Source organism: Enterococcus sp. LJL51, from assembly GCF_054871795.1.
In genome coordinates this window covers 1-15,201 of record NZ_JBTXLW010000031.1, presented here as the reverse complement: position 1 = coordinate 15,201, position 15,201 = coordinate 1, and the positions used below count along the sequence as shown (strand labels likewise).

Annotated in this window: 16 protein-coding genes; 6 read left to right on the top strand and 10 right to left on the bottom strand. The window is 39.6% G+C overall.

The genetic code is table 11. The annotated features are described in order from the left end of the window. A partial coding sequence (locus ACYSNQ_RS17755) for a transposase (RefSeq protein WP_426084910.1) occupies positions 1-356 on the top strand: 356 nt, incomplete at its 5' end. Here ACYSNQ_RS17755 and ACYSNQ_RS17750 read toward each other — a convergent pair. From ACYSNQ_RS17750 to ACYSNQ_RS17705, 10 genes are all read right to left on the bottom strand, one after another. Beyond that, complete coding sequence (locus ACYSNQ_RS17750) at positions 316-1,416, bottom strand: DUF916 and DUF3324 domain-containing protein (RefSeq protein WP_426084909.1); 1,101 nt, start codon at positions 1,414-1,416, stop codon at positions 316-318. The genes ACYSNQ_RS17755 and ACYSNQ_RS17750 overlap by 41 nt on opposite strands. Positions 1,417-1,682: 266 nt before the next feature. Next, complete coding sequence (locus tag ACYSNQ_RS17745) at positions 1,683-2,306, bottom strand: WxL domain-containing protein (RefSeq protein ID WP_426084908.1); 624 nt, start codon at positions 2,304-2,306, stop codon at positions 1,683-1,685. A gap of 13 nt (positions 2,307-2,319) precedes the next feature. Beyond that, a complete protein-coding gene (locus tag ACYSNQ_RS17740; protein ID WP_426084907.1) occupies positions 2,320-2,667 on the bottom strand; it encodes a hypothetical protein in 348 nt (115 codons plus the stop codon). An 18-nt stretch (positions 2,668-2,685) separates the two neighbouring features. Then, on the bottom strand, positions 2,686-4,194 hold the full coding sequence (locus ACYSNQ_RS17735; RefSeq protein WP_426084906.1) for an adhesive domain-containing protein: 1,509 nt from the start codon (positions 4,192-4,194) through the stop codon (positions 2,686-2,688). Between the two features lie 353 nt (positions 4,195-4,547). After that, positions 4,548-5,015 (bottom strand): ASCH domain-containing protein, encoded by a 468-nt coding sequence (locus ACYSNQ_RS17730; RefSeq protein ID WP_426084905.1) that lies wholly within the window; start codon positions 5,013-5,015, stop codon positions 4,548-4,550. A 12-nt stretch (positions 5,016-5,027) separates the two neighbouring features. Next, positions 5,028-5,972, bottom strand: coding sequence for a 3'-5' exoribonuclease YhaM family protein (locus ACYSNQ_RS17725; RefSeq protein ID WP_426084904.1), 945 nt, complete (start codon positions 5,970-5,972; stop codon positions 5,028-5,030). Then, on the bottom strand, positions 5,969-8,683 hold the full coding sequence (locus tag ACYSNQ_RS17720) for an ATP-binding protein (RefSeq protein ID WP_426084903.1): 2,715 nt from the start codon (positions 8,681-8,683) through the stop codon (positions 5,969-5,971). Before ACYSNQ_RS17720 ends, ACYSNQ_RS17725 begins: the two co-directional genes overlap by 4 nt. A 52-nt stretch (positions 8,684-8,735) precedes the next feature. Next, positions 8,736-9,893 (bottom strand): metallophosphoesterase family protein, encoded by a 1,158-nt coding sequence (locus ACYSNQ_RS17715; RefSeq protein WP_426084902.1) that lies wholly within the window; start codon positions 9,891-9,893, stop codon positions 8,736-8,738. Between the two features lie 215 nt (positions 9,894-10,108). Continuing rightward, a complete protein-coding gene (locus tag ACYSNQ_RS17710) occupies positions 10,109-10,450 on the bottom strand; it encodes a YlbF/YmcA family competence regulator (RefSeq protein WP_426084901.1) in 342 nt (113 codons plus the stop codon). 65 nt (positions 10,451-10,515) lie between these two features. Continuing rightward, a complete protein-coding gene (locus tag ACYSNQ_RS17705; RefSeq protein WP_426084900.1) occupies positions 10,516-12,666 on the bottom strand; it encodes a PBP1A family penicillin-binding protein in 2,151 nt (716 codons plus the stop codon). A gap of 367 nt (positions 12,667-13,033) precedes the next feature. On the opposite strand from ACYSNQ_RS17705, the gene ACYSNQ_RS17700 reads away from it, so the two are divergent. The 5 genes from ACYSNQ_RS17700 (at position 13,034) to ACYSNQ_RS17680 (ending at position 14,963) form a co-directional block, all read left to right on the top strand. Beyond that, the gene (locus ACYSNQ_RS17700; protein ID WP_426084899.1) at positions 13,034-13,384 is read left to right on the top strand and encodes a hypothetical protein; all 351 of its coding nucleotides are present in this window, start codon (positions 13,034-13,036) and stop codon (positions 13,382-13,384) included. Further along, positions 13,377-13,667 carry a hypothetical protein gene (locus ACYSNQ_RS17695; protein ID WP_426084898.1) on the top strand — a complete coding sequence of 97 codons (291 nt, stop codon included), beginning with the start codon at positions 13,377-13,379 and terminating at the stop codon, positions 13,665-13,667. The genes ACYSNQ_RS17700 and ACYSNQ_RS17695 overlap by 8 nt, the downstream gene beginning before the upstream one ends. 35 nt (positions 13,668-13,702) lie before the next feature. Further along, entirely contained in the window at positions 13,703-14,014 is a 312-nt protein-coding gene (locus tag ACYSNQ_RS17690; protein WP_426084897.1) for a hypothetical protein, read from the top strand. 319 nt (positions 14,015-14,333) lie between these two features. Further along, positions 14,334-14,522 carry a type II toxin-antitoxin system HicA family toxin gene (locus tag ACYSNQ_RS17685; RefSeq protein ID WP_426084896.1) on the top strand — a complete coding sequence of 63 codons (189 nt, stop codon included), beginning with the start codon at positions 14,334-14,336 and terminating at the stop codon, positions 14,520-14,522. 54 nt (positions 14,523-14,576) lie between these two features. Then, positions 14,577-14,963: a type II toxin-antitoxin system HicB family antitoxin gene (locus ACYSNQ_RS17680; protein ID WP_426084895.1), complete on the top strand. Its 387-nt coding sequence runs from the start codon at positions 14,577-14,579 to the stop codon at positions 14,961-14,963. The last annotated feature ends 238 nt before the right edge of the window (positions 14,964-15,201 follow it).

The window sequence follows — 15,201 nt, the reverse complement described above, 5'->3', positions numbered from 1 at the left end:
CAGAATGCAAGAAGAAGCTTTCAGATGAAAAAACAGGTTCGATTTATCGACAACGGAAAATCGATGTAGAACCAGTGTTTGGGCATCTAAAGGCTCATTTGGCGTTCCATCGTTTCCATTTACGTGGAAAACAAGGAGCGAAGATTGATGTTGGTTTGGCTCTCATGGCACTAAATCTAAGAAAATTAGGAAAATATATGGAGAGAAAGAGAAGGGAAGAAGAAAAAACAAGCCCGATTTTGACATTCATCATCAAAATCGAGCTTGTTTTCTTTTTGAGAGTGGATTATGTCCCAGTCTCATTTTTTATTTATTCTAATTTTTTCTATCTTTATTTTCCAAGCTCTGTTTTTTAGACTGCACCGGTCTCTTTTTCTTGCGGCGTTTTCTGGCTAATTCCTTTTTCAGCTTTTTATTTTTGTTGATTACTAAGGCAGTTACAACAGCCAGAATCAGTAAAACAGCTGCCAAGGAAACGGTTGACCACGGGATATCAAAACCTGATTTTTTTACCGTTACATCCTTATCATTAAAATCAGCTGCCTCTTTCCCATCGATTGTAAACGTCGGACTGCCCTTCCACTGCTTTTTATCCGTGGCTACACTGATGTTTACTGTGTATTCTCCGGCTCCAAATTCTTCTCCTGAAAAAGGAATACGGAATGGAAACAAGGTATTGGGAGCGATGCTCAGTTTTTCTTTTTTCCCTTGCAGAACTTCTTTTCCATCTAGTAAAACACTGTATTCAATCGCAACATTTTTAATATAAACAGCTGCTTTGTTTTCAATGCCGACTTCGATAACATTTCGGTAATTGACCTGATCGGCTTTAGCCGTTTCAATCGACAAATCCGGCTCTGTTTCTGTTCCGTCAGAGCGAATCAGTACTGCTATTTCTCTTGAAAAGACATTTTTAACATTACCTTCGACTTTTTCATCTGAAAGAGCTTCTAAATAAATTCCACCTGCCAAAACACCAGCAAATTTTTCCTTTGGCATAGTGATATCTAAGGTGATATCTTTTGTTTGCTGGGGCTCCAGTGTGATTTCCTCTGTACTTAGCTTGACTAGCTTTTCAATGTCGTAAGGTGCAGATGTGGAAGTATCTTTATTGATTCCTGAATATTCGATTACCCCGGCACTATTTGTAACTGCTCGGTTGAATGAAGCTTTGAGCGTAAGCGGTTTGTCACTTTTGTTGACCAGCGTGACCACTAACAGCTCCTTTTGCTCTGGCTCCAGCTTGACATCGAAATAGGACAATTCTTTGTTTGTCTGACTCTCTGTAAAATGAGGTAATGCATCAAAGCTGTCCAAAGACTCCGCCTGAACTGGTAGTGAAAAAATACCTAATCCTAAAAATAATATGAATGAAATAAGTCCGGCTGATGCAATTTTCTGGTATTTATTCTTCATTGCTTTCTCCCTCCAAGCTAAATACTGCCAGTTGTTAAACTGAGATGTGACATTGGCATGCCCTATCCTCTAAAATCGAATAAGCGGTGTTCCAAAGCTCTGCCATGCTTCTAGGTTCGGAGCAAAGTAAGTACCATAAACATAGAAGCTGTCTTGAGAAATAAGATGGAGAATACTGAAAATAACTTTTCATATTTTCAGTTATCGTCGCCTTATCTCTCGAGACAACATACTTCTTTTATAACCTAGTTCGATTTATTTATATTCTATGGTGTAGCTGAGAATGTCCAGTTAAGCGTGGTTTGATAATTTGCTTGTTTTTTATTCGTATTTTTTGGTACGAACAGTTCAAATTTGTTCAGCGCTAGTGAAGTTTCTCCGGCCCCTTCATTTGCTTGGGCTGTCAATACATCAGCAGTAGTCCCCAGTTCAAGGTCCAATGTAGTATTGGCAATGCTTGCTCCAGTCGGTGCAGAGCCAACATTATTGGTTACGGCACCAGCTTGGATAGATAATGCTGCCCCTGATAGCTCGTTGCTTCCTGCGCTGAACTGATCTGCCTGCAGCAATTTCACTGTCCAGCCAGTATCTGTTCCCCCGCGGTTATCACTGACAGCAATGCTACCTGTAGTTACAGGTGATGCTTGTACACCATCACTGGTAGCCACCCAGGTTTCGTCCGCTTTAGATTGAATTTCATGAGAACCAAAATTCAAGTCAGCTGGCAATGATGCTTTAGGATCTCCAGTCTGCGGGTCAAAGGTGATTCCCCCAGTTGTGTAGTCTACTACAGCGTCTGTCGTTTTATCTTCGGCAAAGCCTGTACTTCCGAAGCCTAAGCCCGCTCCGAGTAAAATCGCAGATAATAAAATTTTTGTGTGATGTTTCATTTTTGTCTCCCCCTTATGTTTTCTTTAAATGATATACAGCGATTAAAACAAAGATGACTCCTACGATTACAAAAAGATAGTTAACTGTATCATTCGTCTTTAAAAAACTTCCTTCTGTTCCCCCTTTAATCGTTGGAGCAGCTTGAGTCGGCGTGTTCTGTTGTACAACAGAACTGCTTTCCTTTGTTGAGCTGCTCTCGCTTTCAGAAGAACTAGACGCTTCGGAGCTTTCTGTACTACTCCCCTCATAGTAATGAATATTTCCATTCGTAACAGTTGCCTGAGCCGTTGGGGAGGAATAAAGAAAAGCCAGCACCATGCTTCCAAAAATCATTAAGAAACACTTCATTTGTTTCGACATTCTCACTACTCTCCCTCCTTACGGACTCTCCGTTATCGTCCAGACAAGTTTTGTCTGATAGGCACCGGATTGCTTTTTGGTATTTTTAGGAACAAATAAATCAAATTTTGATAAATCAAGATTTGTCGTTCCGCTGGCTGTCGTTCCTGATACAGCCAACACTTCCTGCTGCGTTCCGTTTTGCAGTTCAATCATTGAACCACTAATGCTTCGGACATTACCGGCAGAATAATCTGTCGTTAACGCTCCTCCATAAATCTTCAGCACCGAGCTATTTATGGAGGAGCTACTATTCATCCATTCCTGAATTTGAGAAACCTTAACCTGCCAGTTTTTGGCAGTACTTCGTGTATCCATTATCCTGACCGTTCCTGTTGTATTCGGTCCAGTGGATACCCCGCCCTGAGTAGCAGTGAAGGTTTCGTCCAGTTTGGTCTGAATAGGGTGCGCCCCGAAATTTAGTGAACTCGGCAGCAAAGTGTTTTCCAGCAGAAAGGTTTCGCCAGCAAAATAAATATAGGAAACTGCATTAGCCGTACTTAGCAAATCGATATTAAGCAACGTTGATTTGATGACCGTTCCGACAAATTTAGCATCCAAATTACCAGTTATACTCCCCGGACCTGAAACAAACGTAGGCAAATTAATGGTCGTTTGCCCTAAAACTGATGCATCCGCCAGCTGCTGAACTGCAGCTCCGCCAAGCCCTAGTGCCGGTAAGAGTGCTGTGATGGCAGTATTTAAAGCCGGCTTAACTAGATTTAAAACTGTATTGATTGTTAAAGCAGTAGCTGTACCCAACAGCGGATTTGTTACTGTAACTTTTAAATTTTGAACAGCAGTATTCAGATTGACTAGGATTTGACTAAGATCTTTTGCAAGAATTGTGCCCAACCCTTCATCCATATTTAAATAGATCAATCTGTCGTTGCCAACTGTTGTAGCTGAATATGTCGTATGTCCAAAATTTTCCAGACTATTCAACAGATCCAACTGTTTGTTGACTGCGGTTAAATCAAAGTCAACGCCAACTAAGCTTAGTGCACCACCCTTGATATCATTGATTAGTGATATCAAACGAGACAATGCATCAAATGTTGGTTTCAAAAGAGCAACCTTGTCTAAATCTACCGTAACATTTGTATCCACTTGAGCATTTCCGTTTGGTTTAACCTTACCGGATAACTGAGACGGAATAACCAGTACACCATACTTATTACCAGTTAGATTAACCGATGCATTCGCCAAACCTTCCCCCGAAATGGTAAAATTCACCGGCTGATTGCTAATTGTAGGCAACCACCTGGAAGTCGGTGTAGTCTGACTGTTATTTGTTGTCTGCATGTTTGACAATATCTCGATATCTAATACAGTCGCGGATGCTTCCTCACTATGAAAAAGATAACCAAAGATTCCTGCTAATGACCCTGCAACAGACAAGTTAACAATGAGACAGCCAATAAAAAAGAGTTTGCCACTAAGAAAACGCTTCAATTTCTTTCTGCTTTTCCCTCCCTCAACACGCACATTCATCTCTTCCTTTCAATTTGTTTTCTTAGCACTGGTATTTCTGAGATGATTATATTTTGAGTTTTTTTTTAATGCGAATATAATGCTTACAAAAAAATAATTTAATTAAATTAAAAACAAAAAAGAGTTTCTTAATATAACATATACTTTTTCAGTTACAGTAATTACTCTTTTTTTCACAAATGAATATTTAGTAAATATTTCTTGTGTAAATATACAAAAAATCAAACTATTAAAAAAACAGAAATTTTGACCATAAAAAAATCTGAAAAAGTACGTCAGTACTCTTTCAGATTATTTCCAATACCATTCTTTTTGCATAAAAATATTAACATGAATAAATTTCCATACTATTGAACATCATTTCGATAAACAACTTCAAATAACTCATAAACTACTAACTGATCTTCTGAAAATTTTTCATTCGCTTCCTGAAGCTCTGCTTCAAAAAAAGCTCGATGGCCTTCACGCCAATAAACCAAATTTCTGTCACCCTCGCCCTCTAGATACGCATGCAGCTCAGTTACTTGATTGTAGGGAAGAATATCAATCAGCTTCGCTTGAATAATCGCTTGTGCTTCTCCGTTTCCATCTAGCAGGATACTATAGTCTCCTGCTTCCGGTACTTTTTCGTTCTCTAATTCATAGGACCGCTTAATAGCTGCGGTTCCTCTCTTTTCTCCAGAAAGGACAAGCTGCAGTAGCTTATCAGCCATTTCTTTACTGCTGCCAAAAGCCCAAGCAGTATGATAAGAATTAATATCTACGGCTTGCTTTTCAGAAAAATCTTGCCAAAGTATTTCAGCAGAATGATTCATGTTCTTCTCCGTTCACTTATTTTTAGGTACATAAAAACTACGGTTATCCATTCCAAATATACGATCCGTATATTCTCCTGGATCAGTTTGTCTAATAGACGTCAGCATCATCTGAATAGAGGCATCCATGTTGTCAATTTGATGAAGAATCTCAGCCTCCATAATTCTCGGTCTCACTGGCGACCCATATTCCAGCAGTCCATGATGAGCCAGTACCATATGGCGCAGGATAATGACATCTTCTTCGTTTTCATCTATCTTCAGCGCTTCACAGGCCTTGGTAATTTCCTCATCCACCAGCACCAGATGACCAACCAGGTTGCCGACCAGTGTATATTCTGTGCTCATTGCTCCAGAAAGCTCTTTAACTTTCCCTAAATCATGAAGAATAATTCCCGCATAAAGCAGCGGAGCATTGATTTCCTCATACTCTCGACAGATTGATTTCCCTAAACGCAGCATCGTCAGTGTATGGTAAGCTAGGCCATGGGCAAAAGCATGATGATTTCTTTTAGCCGCAGGAAAATCAAAAAATTCTTTCTGGTATTTCGTCAACAAGTGTCTGACGATTCGCTGCCAATGGGCATTGGTGATTTCAAAAACAGTTTGATTGATTTCTTCCACCATATCTTCCCGCTTAATAGGAGCCCGTTCCATGTATAATGCGGGCTGATCCGGTTCATCCGCTCGAGCCAGACGCAAGTGAATGATTTTCACTTGAGGGTTCCCTTGATAGACTTCCCGCTTCCCATTCAGCAGAACAACTTTTCCAGCCTCGAATCGCTGAATCTCCTCTTCAGAAGCATCCCAGTATTTCCCATCAATCGTTCCTGATGTATCTTGAAAAGTAAAAGCAATAAACTTCTTCCCATTCTTTGCGACACGAACATCGGCATTTTTTATCAATAGAAATAGTTCAAATACTTCATCTAGTACTAATTCGCGAATTTTTTTCATCTTTTTTCTACCTCCAATTGGATAACAGGTTGTTTATTCTCATGGTAATAGCTTACCATTTCTTGGTCAGAAGAAAAACAAATGATTTGCTGTACTTCACCAAAATGCTGAAATAATTTTGCTAATTGCGTTTTTCTTTGACTGTCGTAATGAAGCCAGCCGTCATCAATCAAGACTGGGCAGGGATTCGTTTCTCCTTGAAGAGAAAGAAAAGCAAAACGTACAGACATTATCAGCTGGTCCTTTGTTCCTGTTGAAAGATCATAAACTGCAAAGTCCTGTCCTGAACTGTTCCTAACCTGAAGCTCCTCCTCTTCAAGGCGAACAACTGTATATGCATGATCTGTCAAAATAGAAAAATAATGTGCTGTTTTTTTCAACAACGCAGGGAGCTGCTGCTCAGAAAGCTCGGTCAATAAATCAATCAGCAGCTGTCCTGCCAGCCGATAGCTGCTCCACTCAGCAGCCAAATCCTCTATCTCTGCCCTTATCACTGCCTGCTCTTGATAAAAATTATCTAGACTACCGTCTTCAGCCATTTGCTTCTTCTTGTATTCCAGCCGCTGTTCATCCTTCTGCAGCTTAAAAATGTCATCCTCTAATTGAGAAAGCTCAGCTGTCAGTTGATATTTTTTCGTCAGCAACTGCTCTTTAGCAACCTGCTCCGGATACAAACCAGCCAGAATTCTCTGTAGTTCAGCTTTTCTGCTTTCAACAGTTTCATTCTGCTGATAATAACGCAGCTTTTCCGGTACGTCTTCTATCCCCAGAATCTGGTATTGATAAAGCAAGGGTCTTGCCGTCTCAAGAACATCCTGCTGCTTACTTTTAATTTCCTTAAGCGCTTGTTTTCGATAAATATCTTCCTGGTTTCCCTGTCTCAGTCTCAGCTGTTCCATTTCGTCGGAGAAATCACTAAGGATAGCAACTCGCGTACCTAAATCTTTCCCAACAATCGGCAGCCAGTTGACATAGCGCTCTGTCTGCTTCAACCATTGATCAGATTCCTCTTGATTATCTGCTAGCTGCCGCCGTAGCTCCTGATTCGTCTGAAGCAGTAAAAGATAGCGTTTAATCTCCTCTTTATGATTCATCCAATATTCCAGCCGGTTCATTCTGCCTAGATGATTTTCTTTTGTCTGTTGTGAAATATATGACTCAAGCTGCAGTTCATCTTCTTGAAGTCTATCAATTGATTCACTCACTTGATGAAAACGTTCTGTCAGCTGATCTAAATCTGTCAGCTTTTGCTGCCATTGCTGTTTCATTCGGTCATTTGGATCGTTTTTAGGCCGCAGCAGCTGCCAACCGAAAAAACACAGACAAACGAGTACCAGCAGCCAGCTGCCCCAGCTAAGGGGTCCTGTTAGAAGCAATCCGCCAAGAACTCCTGCGATTCCAATAACTACAGATAGCAGCAGTAAAGCAGATGTTGAACGCTGTCGCTTGGGCTGTTTCCGCTGAAATAGCTCTTGATTCGCCGCTTCAAAGGTCTCTAGATTTTTTTCTTGTCTAACAATACTTTCTTCTAAGGAACGATGATTCTCTTGAGCTGTCTGCAGCTGTACTTTACGCTCGATAATCTGCTCTCTCAGCTCCAGCAATTGATGGTCTTCAAAAAACAAACGCGGCGGCTGGGTTTCTGACCAGCCCCATTTGTTTTCCAACCCTATCATTTCTTGTCTATTTTGCTGCACAGACTGCTTCATCCAGTCAATTTCAGCTAACAGCTTATTCATTGTATAACGCTGACTTAAGAAATATCTGATATTTTCTTCTTCATTGAGATAGAAAAGATACTCATCAGATCGTTCATCGCCCACAGATTCCCAACCACTCCGGTTAAGCCGTTCCAGCTCTTCTTGAAGGAATTTATGCTCTTGATAAAGCGACAGCAGCTGCTGCTGTTCATTTTCGTCAATAAACATGCTGGTATCTCCAGACTTTTGCTGCAGCTGTAGCCATTCTTCAAATAGCGGATAGTTCAGTAGCTGCTTTTCAGCAAGAGCCAGCGCTTCTTTTTGTTTTCCAAGTGTCAGGCGTTTATTTTCAATTTGTTCCTTTCTCGCTGCTAAATCAGTAAGAACTGCAGTAAACTGTTCTTCCTCGTTCTCTTTGGCTCTAATTTTCTCAGACAGCTCCTGATATGCTTTTAAACGTTCATTCAGCTGGGGTCTACTTCCTTTCAGCTTGTAGATATCCTGAGCAGCTTTAAAATATTCCTCCCGGGTTTTAAGCAGCTGATCACTGCCCGAAATTCCCAATGCTAGTAAAGCCGTCTGCAAATTCTCTTCCTCCAGCCGTTCCAACTGCGTCAGCTGCTCCTGCTGAAAGGTAAATACAGACTGAAATAATTCCTTTGTCAACGGATGAAGAATTTTTGCAAGCAGCCGTTCATCGCCAACTTGTTCTTCTACATATACTTTCGCCTGGCCTTTATTTAGTTCTCTGAAGCGTTCAATTTGAACTTTGCCATATACAGCATGCTCCAGCCATAAACGGCCGCCATAGCTGCCGCCGTTTTTAGGTACATAGCTTTTTCTTTTCTTACCCTTAGTGGGAAATCCAAACAAAATAGCTTGGATAAACTGATAGATCGTGGATTTCCCAGCTTCATTTTTACCGTAAATCAATTGATTTTTTTCTGAAAAATCAATTTTCTTATTTTGCCATTTACCAAAGCCTGCGATATCTATAGCGAGGATTTTCATAAGCTGCCCTCCTCTAGCTCAAATTGTTCATGAATACGCTGGTCCGCCAGCTCTATACACCTTTTTCGCCATTCAGCATCAAATTTGAGACAGTCGGATTCGCTAGAAGCTCCTTCATTTCTTCAGAAAATATCTCCGGCTGTAAATAATTATTCTCCAATTGCTCCAGCAGCATCGGATCTGCCTTGACCAACAGCTTATGGTATCTCGGATAGTTCTTCGCTGATACATTAAAAACAAAGAGTCGTTCTTTCGGCAGCTTAGTCTGTAGGTACCCTAGAAGCTCGCCATTTTCACAAGAAATAGAAAACTCCTGTCCCAGATGGTTCATGTCTTCAAGCTGAATCTCCTTCAAACACAACCGGCTCCTCCCAGAGGCTTCCTTCAAAAGCTCTTTTTCCAGAAATGCCAGCGCTGCCTTCTTTGTTTTACATTCCGTTAATACATAAGAGGTTCGTTCCCAACTGACTTCTGCCACCGGTTCAAAATGAACAGTCCCGTTACTGCCCTGGATAGTTACAATTGCCGCTCCTTGAAGGTCTCTTTCCTTCTTCGTATGTCCCTGAGGAGTACCGGGGTAAACAATCAACGGTTCTGCGCTAAGAATCTGCGGCTGATGGATATGCCCCAGCGCCCAATAATCGTAACCTAACAGTTTCATCTCGCTTAAAGAAAAAGGTGCATAGTTTGACTCTGCTTCCGCTGCCGGTTCGCCATGATAAATCCCAATATGGATATCCGCATCAGAAGCCTTCTGTGGAAACTCTCCCAGTTTGCTTTGTTCAAGATGCTGCCCCCTATAGCTAAACCCGGATACAGCTATCCGCTCATTGTTATTTGTTACAAAATAATGTGTCTCCACCTCTTCTTTTTCAAATAAATAGACATTTTCGGGAAAATCAAACCAATATCGGTCTGAGTCATAGTAGTCGTGATTTCCAAAGCTGATAACCACATGAATATTCTCTCTGTTTAGCCGCTGAAGAGCCTCCATTAAATAAGTTTGGGTCTGAATAGAGGTTTTACTTTGATGAAACGTGTCTCCAGCAAAGATTACTGCATCCACCTGTTTTTTTATCGCGACATCAACAAGTCTATTCAGTACTTTTTTATTAGCGGAGCGGAGCTGCTCAGCTAATTGAGCTGGAAGAACGTTTAAGCCTTCAAATGAACGATCCATATGCAAATCTGCTGTATGTAATAGTTTCATCGTACCAAGATCTTCCTTTCTCAGACATTTCTTTTATCATATCATTTTATAGAAAATAGGTCAGTAAAAACATACGAAAATTCGTTCGCTTTTTATTTTTCCCAATCTCCCTCATGCTTTTTATATAAGCAAAAGAACAGCGGAAATATCCTTTTCAGGTATTCCGCTGCTCTTTCTAAATGGAACAGTTATTCTGTATCTGACTGCTGCCGTTTTTAGTTATTATACAAGTCGCGAATCGGCGTCATAATAATGCGATTCAAGTCATTAACGATTGTACTAAAGGCTTGCTCTTTTTCCATCATTTTATTAATCAGCTCTGTTGTTTGAACCTCAGTTGCCATTTTTTGAGCTTTTTCTGCGTCTTCTTCTGAAAATTCTTCTCCACGCATTTGCTTTTCCTGTAATTCCTGTTGGAACCCTTGGAATTCTTTAAATAAATTAAATGCTGTTTCATCAGCCTTTACTGCGCCATAGGCTTCTTCCAGTGCTTTAAATTCATTCAGTTCGCGTAGTTCCCGTTCAAGCTGATTTGCAGTATCATAAATATTTGTCACGTAAATGTCCTCTTTTCTTAATGGTTTCTTTTATTGTAACACCTTTTTGCTGCTTTTCAAAAAACTTATTCACCAATCAGACCGCCGAAAAAGTCTTTGATGCCGTCTTTAGCATTTTCCCAGCCTTCTTTAATCTGATCACCGATATTCTTGGCGCCTTCCTGAACTTGTCCGCCGATTTCCTTCACACTATCCTGCCATTGGTTCGTGCTTTGCTGATCTTCAGCAGCAACTACTTGTCCACCTGTTGTGTAAGCATCTGCGATGGTAAACGGTGTTTGTGCTGTATAAGGAAGAATCCCACTGGCCTGACTATTGAAAACGCTAGAGGCATAGGTTGCACTTGTTCCCTCTAAGTAATGTGTCTCATCCGTATGCTCATAGCCCATCCAAGTAGCAATTACGACGTCGGAGGTATAGCCGACAACCCATTGATCGTTTGTTTTTGTACTGTCAAAGCTGGTTTCTGTTGTTCCGGTTTTCCCTGCCATAACATATCCGTAAGGGTCTGCATTGACGCCGCTTCCTGAGCTAAACACACCCAGAAGCATACTTGTCATTTCATCAGCAGTTTCCTTTGAAATAATCTGTTTGGTTTTTGTATTTGTCTTATCAACGAGAACAGCCCCTGTAGAATCAACAATTTTTGTAATTAGATGCGCCTCTGACAGCTGACCGCCATTGGCAAAAGCTGTGTATGCCTGAGCCATATCCAACGGTGAAACACCTGTTTCAATACTGCCCAGAGCAAGAGGGTAGCGTTTGTCCGACTCGTTGAGAGGAATCCCGAATTTCTTCGTCTTCTCAAAGCCTTTATCCAGACCAATCTGGTTCAGCAGCCAAATTGCCGGTGCGTTCAAGCTTTCTCCCAGCGCTTGATACATCGGCACTTCACCGCTGAATGTTCGGCTGTAGTTTTCAGCTGGATAGTAGTCCTGCAGCTGATCTACAAGAATACTGCTAGGATCATAGCCTGCCTCTAAAGCTGGGGTATATACAGAAATCGGTTTTAGAGAAGAACCAGGTGAACGTTTGGTCTGTGTCGCAAAGTTAAACCCGCGATATACATGTTCTTTTCTACCACCAATAATTGCCTGAACCCCTCCTGTTTTAGGATCTAATGCGACCGAGCCGCTTTCCACTAGTTCGCCATCTTCTGCGTTTGGAGGAAACAGCGCTGTATTAAGATAGGTCTGGTTCATCGCTTCCTGATAGCTGGTATTCAATGCAGTGTATATTTTATAACCCTTATTCAGTAAATCTTCTTCTTTGATATTATAACGGTCCACTGCTTCATCAATCACCGCATCGAAATAATAAGGATAGCGATAGTCTGTTTCTGAGCCTGCATAACCATCATAAAGAATGCTGGCCATGTCTACAGCCGCTTCACTGTCTGCTGTTGCCTGATCCAGCTTCCCGTTTTCAACCATCAGCTGGAGAACTGTATCACGTCGGTTCACTGAATTTTCCAGATTGTCAATCGGATTATAAATACCTGGACCTTTCAGCATACCAACTAATGTAGCCGCCTCGCCAATACTAACTTCTGCTGCACTAACGCCAAAATATTTTTTCGCAGCGTCCTCGACTCCCCAGACACCATTTCCAAAATAAGAGTTGTTAAGGTACATAGCCAGTATCTGCTCTTTTGAATATTTCTTTTCAATTTCGATTGCCAGAAACAGCTCCTTTGCCTTTCGGTCAAATGTTTGTTCCTGCGTTAAATAGGCATTTTTAGCCAGCTGCTGCGTAATTGTACTTCCGCCTCCAACAACTCTTCCCATAGTGATTCGTCCCACCAGCGCTCTTAAAATCCCTTTAATGTCATAACCGCCGTGAGAGTAAAAGTTTTTATCCTCTGTGGAAATTACTGCATCTTGAATATAAGGAGAAATCTGGCTTAATTCAACAAAATTCCCCTTCTGTCCAAAAAGCTTTCCAGCTTCTTCATTCTTTTCATCGTAAATAGTTGTTGCCTGAGCCTTCAACCCATCTTCCAGCGTGCCAACATTGGCTGCCTTCGCAAGCGTAAATAAATAGATGCTGGTTATTAATACCGCTACCATGCCTAGAAGCAAAATAATTTTATTAATTTGGTATTTTTTCCAAATCCGTTTTCTCCATTTATGAAAACGTACTAAATATGGTTTTAGCCAATTCCAGAAACGCTTGATGCCCGAACCAGCTTTTTTCATAATTTCTTTGAAATCCATAAGTGCTCCTCTTCCTTGTTTTCACTTATTCTAACATATATTACCCTATGTTCTATACGTCCTACGCATGATTTTACTACATACAGAGGCAGGGTTTTAGCTATTTTACCATGATTTTCTTTTGAAATTATGTAGAAAATATTAAGTTTTTGCTATGATGTATTAATCTGTTCTCTTTTGCGTAAAAAACACTGTCATATAAGGTTTTATAGAGTTTCCCCATTTCATTCTATATCATTCTGTTACATTAAATTCTAGGTCAAAAACTGGCGCTGCGAGATTAAACAATTTTTATTTTCATTTCGTGAAATATCTCATGCTAGACAAACAAAACAAACGTTCGTGTAATGATTTCAAGGTGATAGTTATGAGATATGTAAAAACAGTTCATTTAAAAGAAGTAACTTCTGCTTATCAGTATTTTTACAAGAAGAATGTAAAACCCTTGCGGAAATTATCGGCTAATCCAGTTTTTATTGATGATGTTGTTTATAACATCTGGACGTTTAATTCTAGAGGTACACGGGATTACATCGCTGCATTCCCTATTGAACAAGCTGACCACTTCCACATTTTCGAGTTAACACTTGAAGAAAAAGTAACGAAATATTTCTTTAAGAAAGTGAATAAGTTATCTGATTTTTCAACAAAGGGAATAAGGCGTGATACTACATTAACAGAGCTAATCAAATTAAAGGAGAATTCTAATAATGAATAAAAGAGCTGTAACGGGTATTGCAGATAAAATCAGATTAGTTTCTGCTTTCCCTAAAATTCTTGTTCGTTTTACCTTGCATACAAAAAATGAAGATATTAATTGTTTTGTTGCTCGGCGTGATCTCGCAAATTTAATTATGTTCTTAGATGATGGTATTTTTGAGTTGTCAGTCTTCGGACACTATAACAGCAGAAATCAATTAATCATTGAAAAATTCACGGTTAAAAATCCTAATTCGTTTATTCGTGAGTTTGTAATGAAACCTCTTGCTCAAGTATGTTAGAATAACAAGTAAAAGAAAAATTTAGGAGGAAGAAAATGAAAAAGAAGTTACTTATTGGGGCATTGGTTTTAAGTTGTTTTATTAATATTTTGCTGATTGGTGTTAACACTGTAGAGGCTAAAAAGAAGGAACCTTCATTGAATAGTTCACAATCAGCGTTAAAAGAGTACGGTTTGCTTGGAAGTGAACTGAATCAAGAAAAACTTGAAAAAATAATGCATGATTTCCAAACTGTAAGCAGAGACCCAGAAAAAAAACAACTAGAATATCAAAAAATACTTATTGAACAAAACTGGTTTATTATGGAGCAAAACGAGGATATAAAAGAGCTTTTAAAAAAAGACTAACTTAATTGTTAGTCTTTTTCATATCTATAAGTTACATGTCCGCCGTGGTGTGCTTCCCCTACAAAGTTTATTCTGTCTTCTCTTTTTAACCATGCTTCTCTAAATAGAAAGAAGTCATTGTTTTGCACATCAAACTCGCTTATCTCACCATTTTTAAGTTGCTCTAATAGTTCATCATATTAATTAATCACCTTTTATCACTCCAATCCAGATGATTATACTATAAGAATAATTGAAAATGCTGATATTTCTTTAATAAACCCATTGACTTATACGCATAATATACGTATAACATAAATATAGATAAGGCGTTGAGAGTATGCCAATGACAGCAAAGCAGATGATAAAACTGCTAGAACAAAATGGCTTTCAAGCAGTAAAGCAAGTAGGAAGCCACCGTAAAATGTACAATCCGAAAACAAAACTTACTACTATAGTCCCCATGCACAATAAGGATTTAGGAAAAGGATTGGAACAAAGCATTCTCAAGCAAGCGGGCTTAAAATAGCCCGCACGCTTGAAGCTGTGGTATACTCTCAACTATAAAGAAAGGTTTGATAATATGGCAACAAAGTTAGTTTATCCAGCCACATTCGAACAAGACGGTGATTACATTTTAGTTCAATTCCCTGATGTTCCTATCGCAATCACTCAAGGAGATTCTATTGAGCAAGCATATGAGATGGCGGAAGAAGTTCTTGGTTTATCATTAGAAGATGAGAAAAAGGCGCCTAAAGCTTCTACTGTAAAAGAAATTCAAGAGCAATTTCCAAACAAGCAAGTTGCTTTAATAGGTGTAGATATGGCTGCTCACAGAAGAAAATATCATTCAAAAGGAGCCAAAACAAATGTAACTATTCCAGAGTGGTTGAAAGAAATGGCACAAAAAGAGAATATCAACTTCTCACAAACTCTTACTGAAGCACTAAAAGAAAAACTTGATGTCTAATGTCTCACTCTAAGTAGAATTTGAAAAAATTTGGTAACCTATATTTTTTTATATTTCAAAAGTCGATAACGTCACGAGATGTACTTTTGAAATTCTTAAAAACGAAAAAAAGGGAGTGGGACAATAGTCAGAAGAAAATCTGATTATTGTCCTACTTTTTTGATTTTAGGGTACACAAAAAGCACGCAACCGTGTAAGATTAAAGTGACTAAACCAAATCAAAAGGAGCGTGCTTTTA

Bases quoted from the DNA above. Each gene is read 5' to 3' on its own strand.
- ACYSNQ_RS17705 (WP_426084900.1), bottom strand. From the start codon at position 12,666: ATGGATTTCAAAGAAATTATGAAAAAAGCTGGTTCGGGCATCAAGCGT.
- ACYSNQ_RS17700 (WP_426084899.1), top strand. From the start codon at position 13,034: ATGAGATATGTAAAAACAGTTCATTTAAAAGAAGTAACTTCTGCTTAT.
- ACYSNQ_RS17745 (WP_426084908.1), bottom strand. From the start codon at position 2,306: ATGAAACATCACACAAAAATTTTATTATCTGCGATTTTACTCGGAGCG.
- ACYSNQ_RS17725 (WP_426084904.1), bottom strand. From the start codon at position 5,972: ATGAAAAAAATTCGCGAATTAGTACTAGATGAAGTATTTGAACTATTT.
- ACYSNQ_RS17720 (WP_426084903.1), bottom strand. From the start codon at position 8,683: ATGAAAATCCTCGCTATAGATATCGCAGGCTTTGGTAAATGGCAAAAT.
- ACYSNQ_RS17715 (WP_426084902.1), bottom strand. From the start codon at position 9,893: ATGAAACTATTACATACAGCAGATTTGCATATGGATCGTTCATTTGAA.
- ACYSNQ_RS17750 (WP_426084909.1), bottom strand. From the start codon at position 1,416: ATGAAGAATAAATACCAGAAAATTGCATCAGCCGGACTTATTTCATTC.
- ACYSNQ_RS17740 (WP_426084907.1), bottom strand. From the start codon at position 2,667: ATGTCGAAACAAATGAAGTGTTTCTTAATGATTTTTGGAAGCATGGTG.
- ACYSNQ_RS17690 (WP_426084897.1), top strand. From the start codon at position 13,703: ATGAAAAAGAAGTTACTTATTGGGGCATTGGTTTTAAGTTGTTTTATT.
- ACYSNQ_RS17680 (WP_426084895.1), top strand. From the start codon at position 14,577: ATGGCAACAAAGTTAGTTTATCCAGCCACATTCGAACAAGACGGTGAT.
- ACYSNQ_RS17695 (WP_426084898.1), top strand. From the start codon at position 13,377: ATGAATAAAAGAGCTGTAACGGGTATTGCAGATAAAATCAGATTAGTT.
- ACYSNQ_RS17685 (WP_426084896.1), top strand. From the start codon at position 14,334: ATGCCAATGACAGCAAAGCAGATGATAAAACTGCTAGAACAAAATGGC.
- ACYSNQ_RS17730 (WP_426084905.1), bottom strand. From the start codon at position 5,015: ATGAATCATTCTGCTGAAATACTTTGGCAAGATTTTTCTGAAAAGCAA.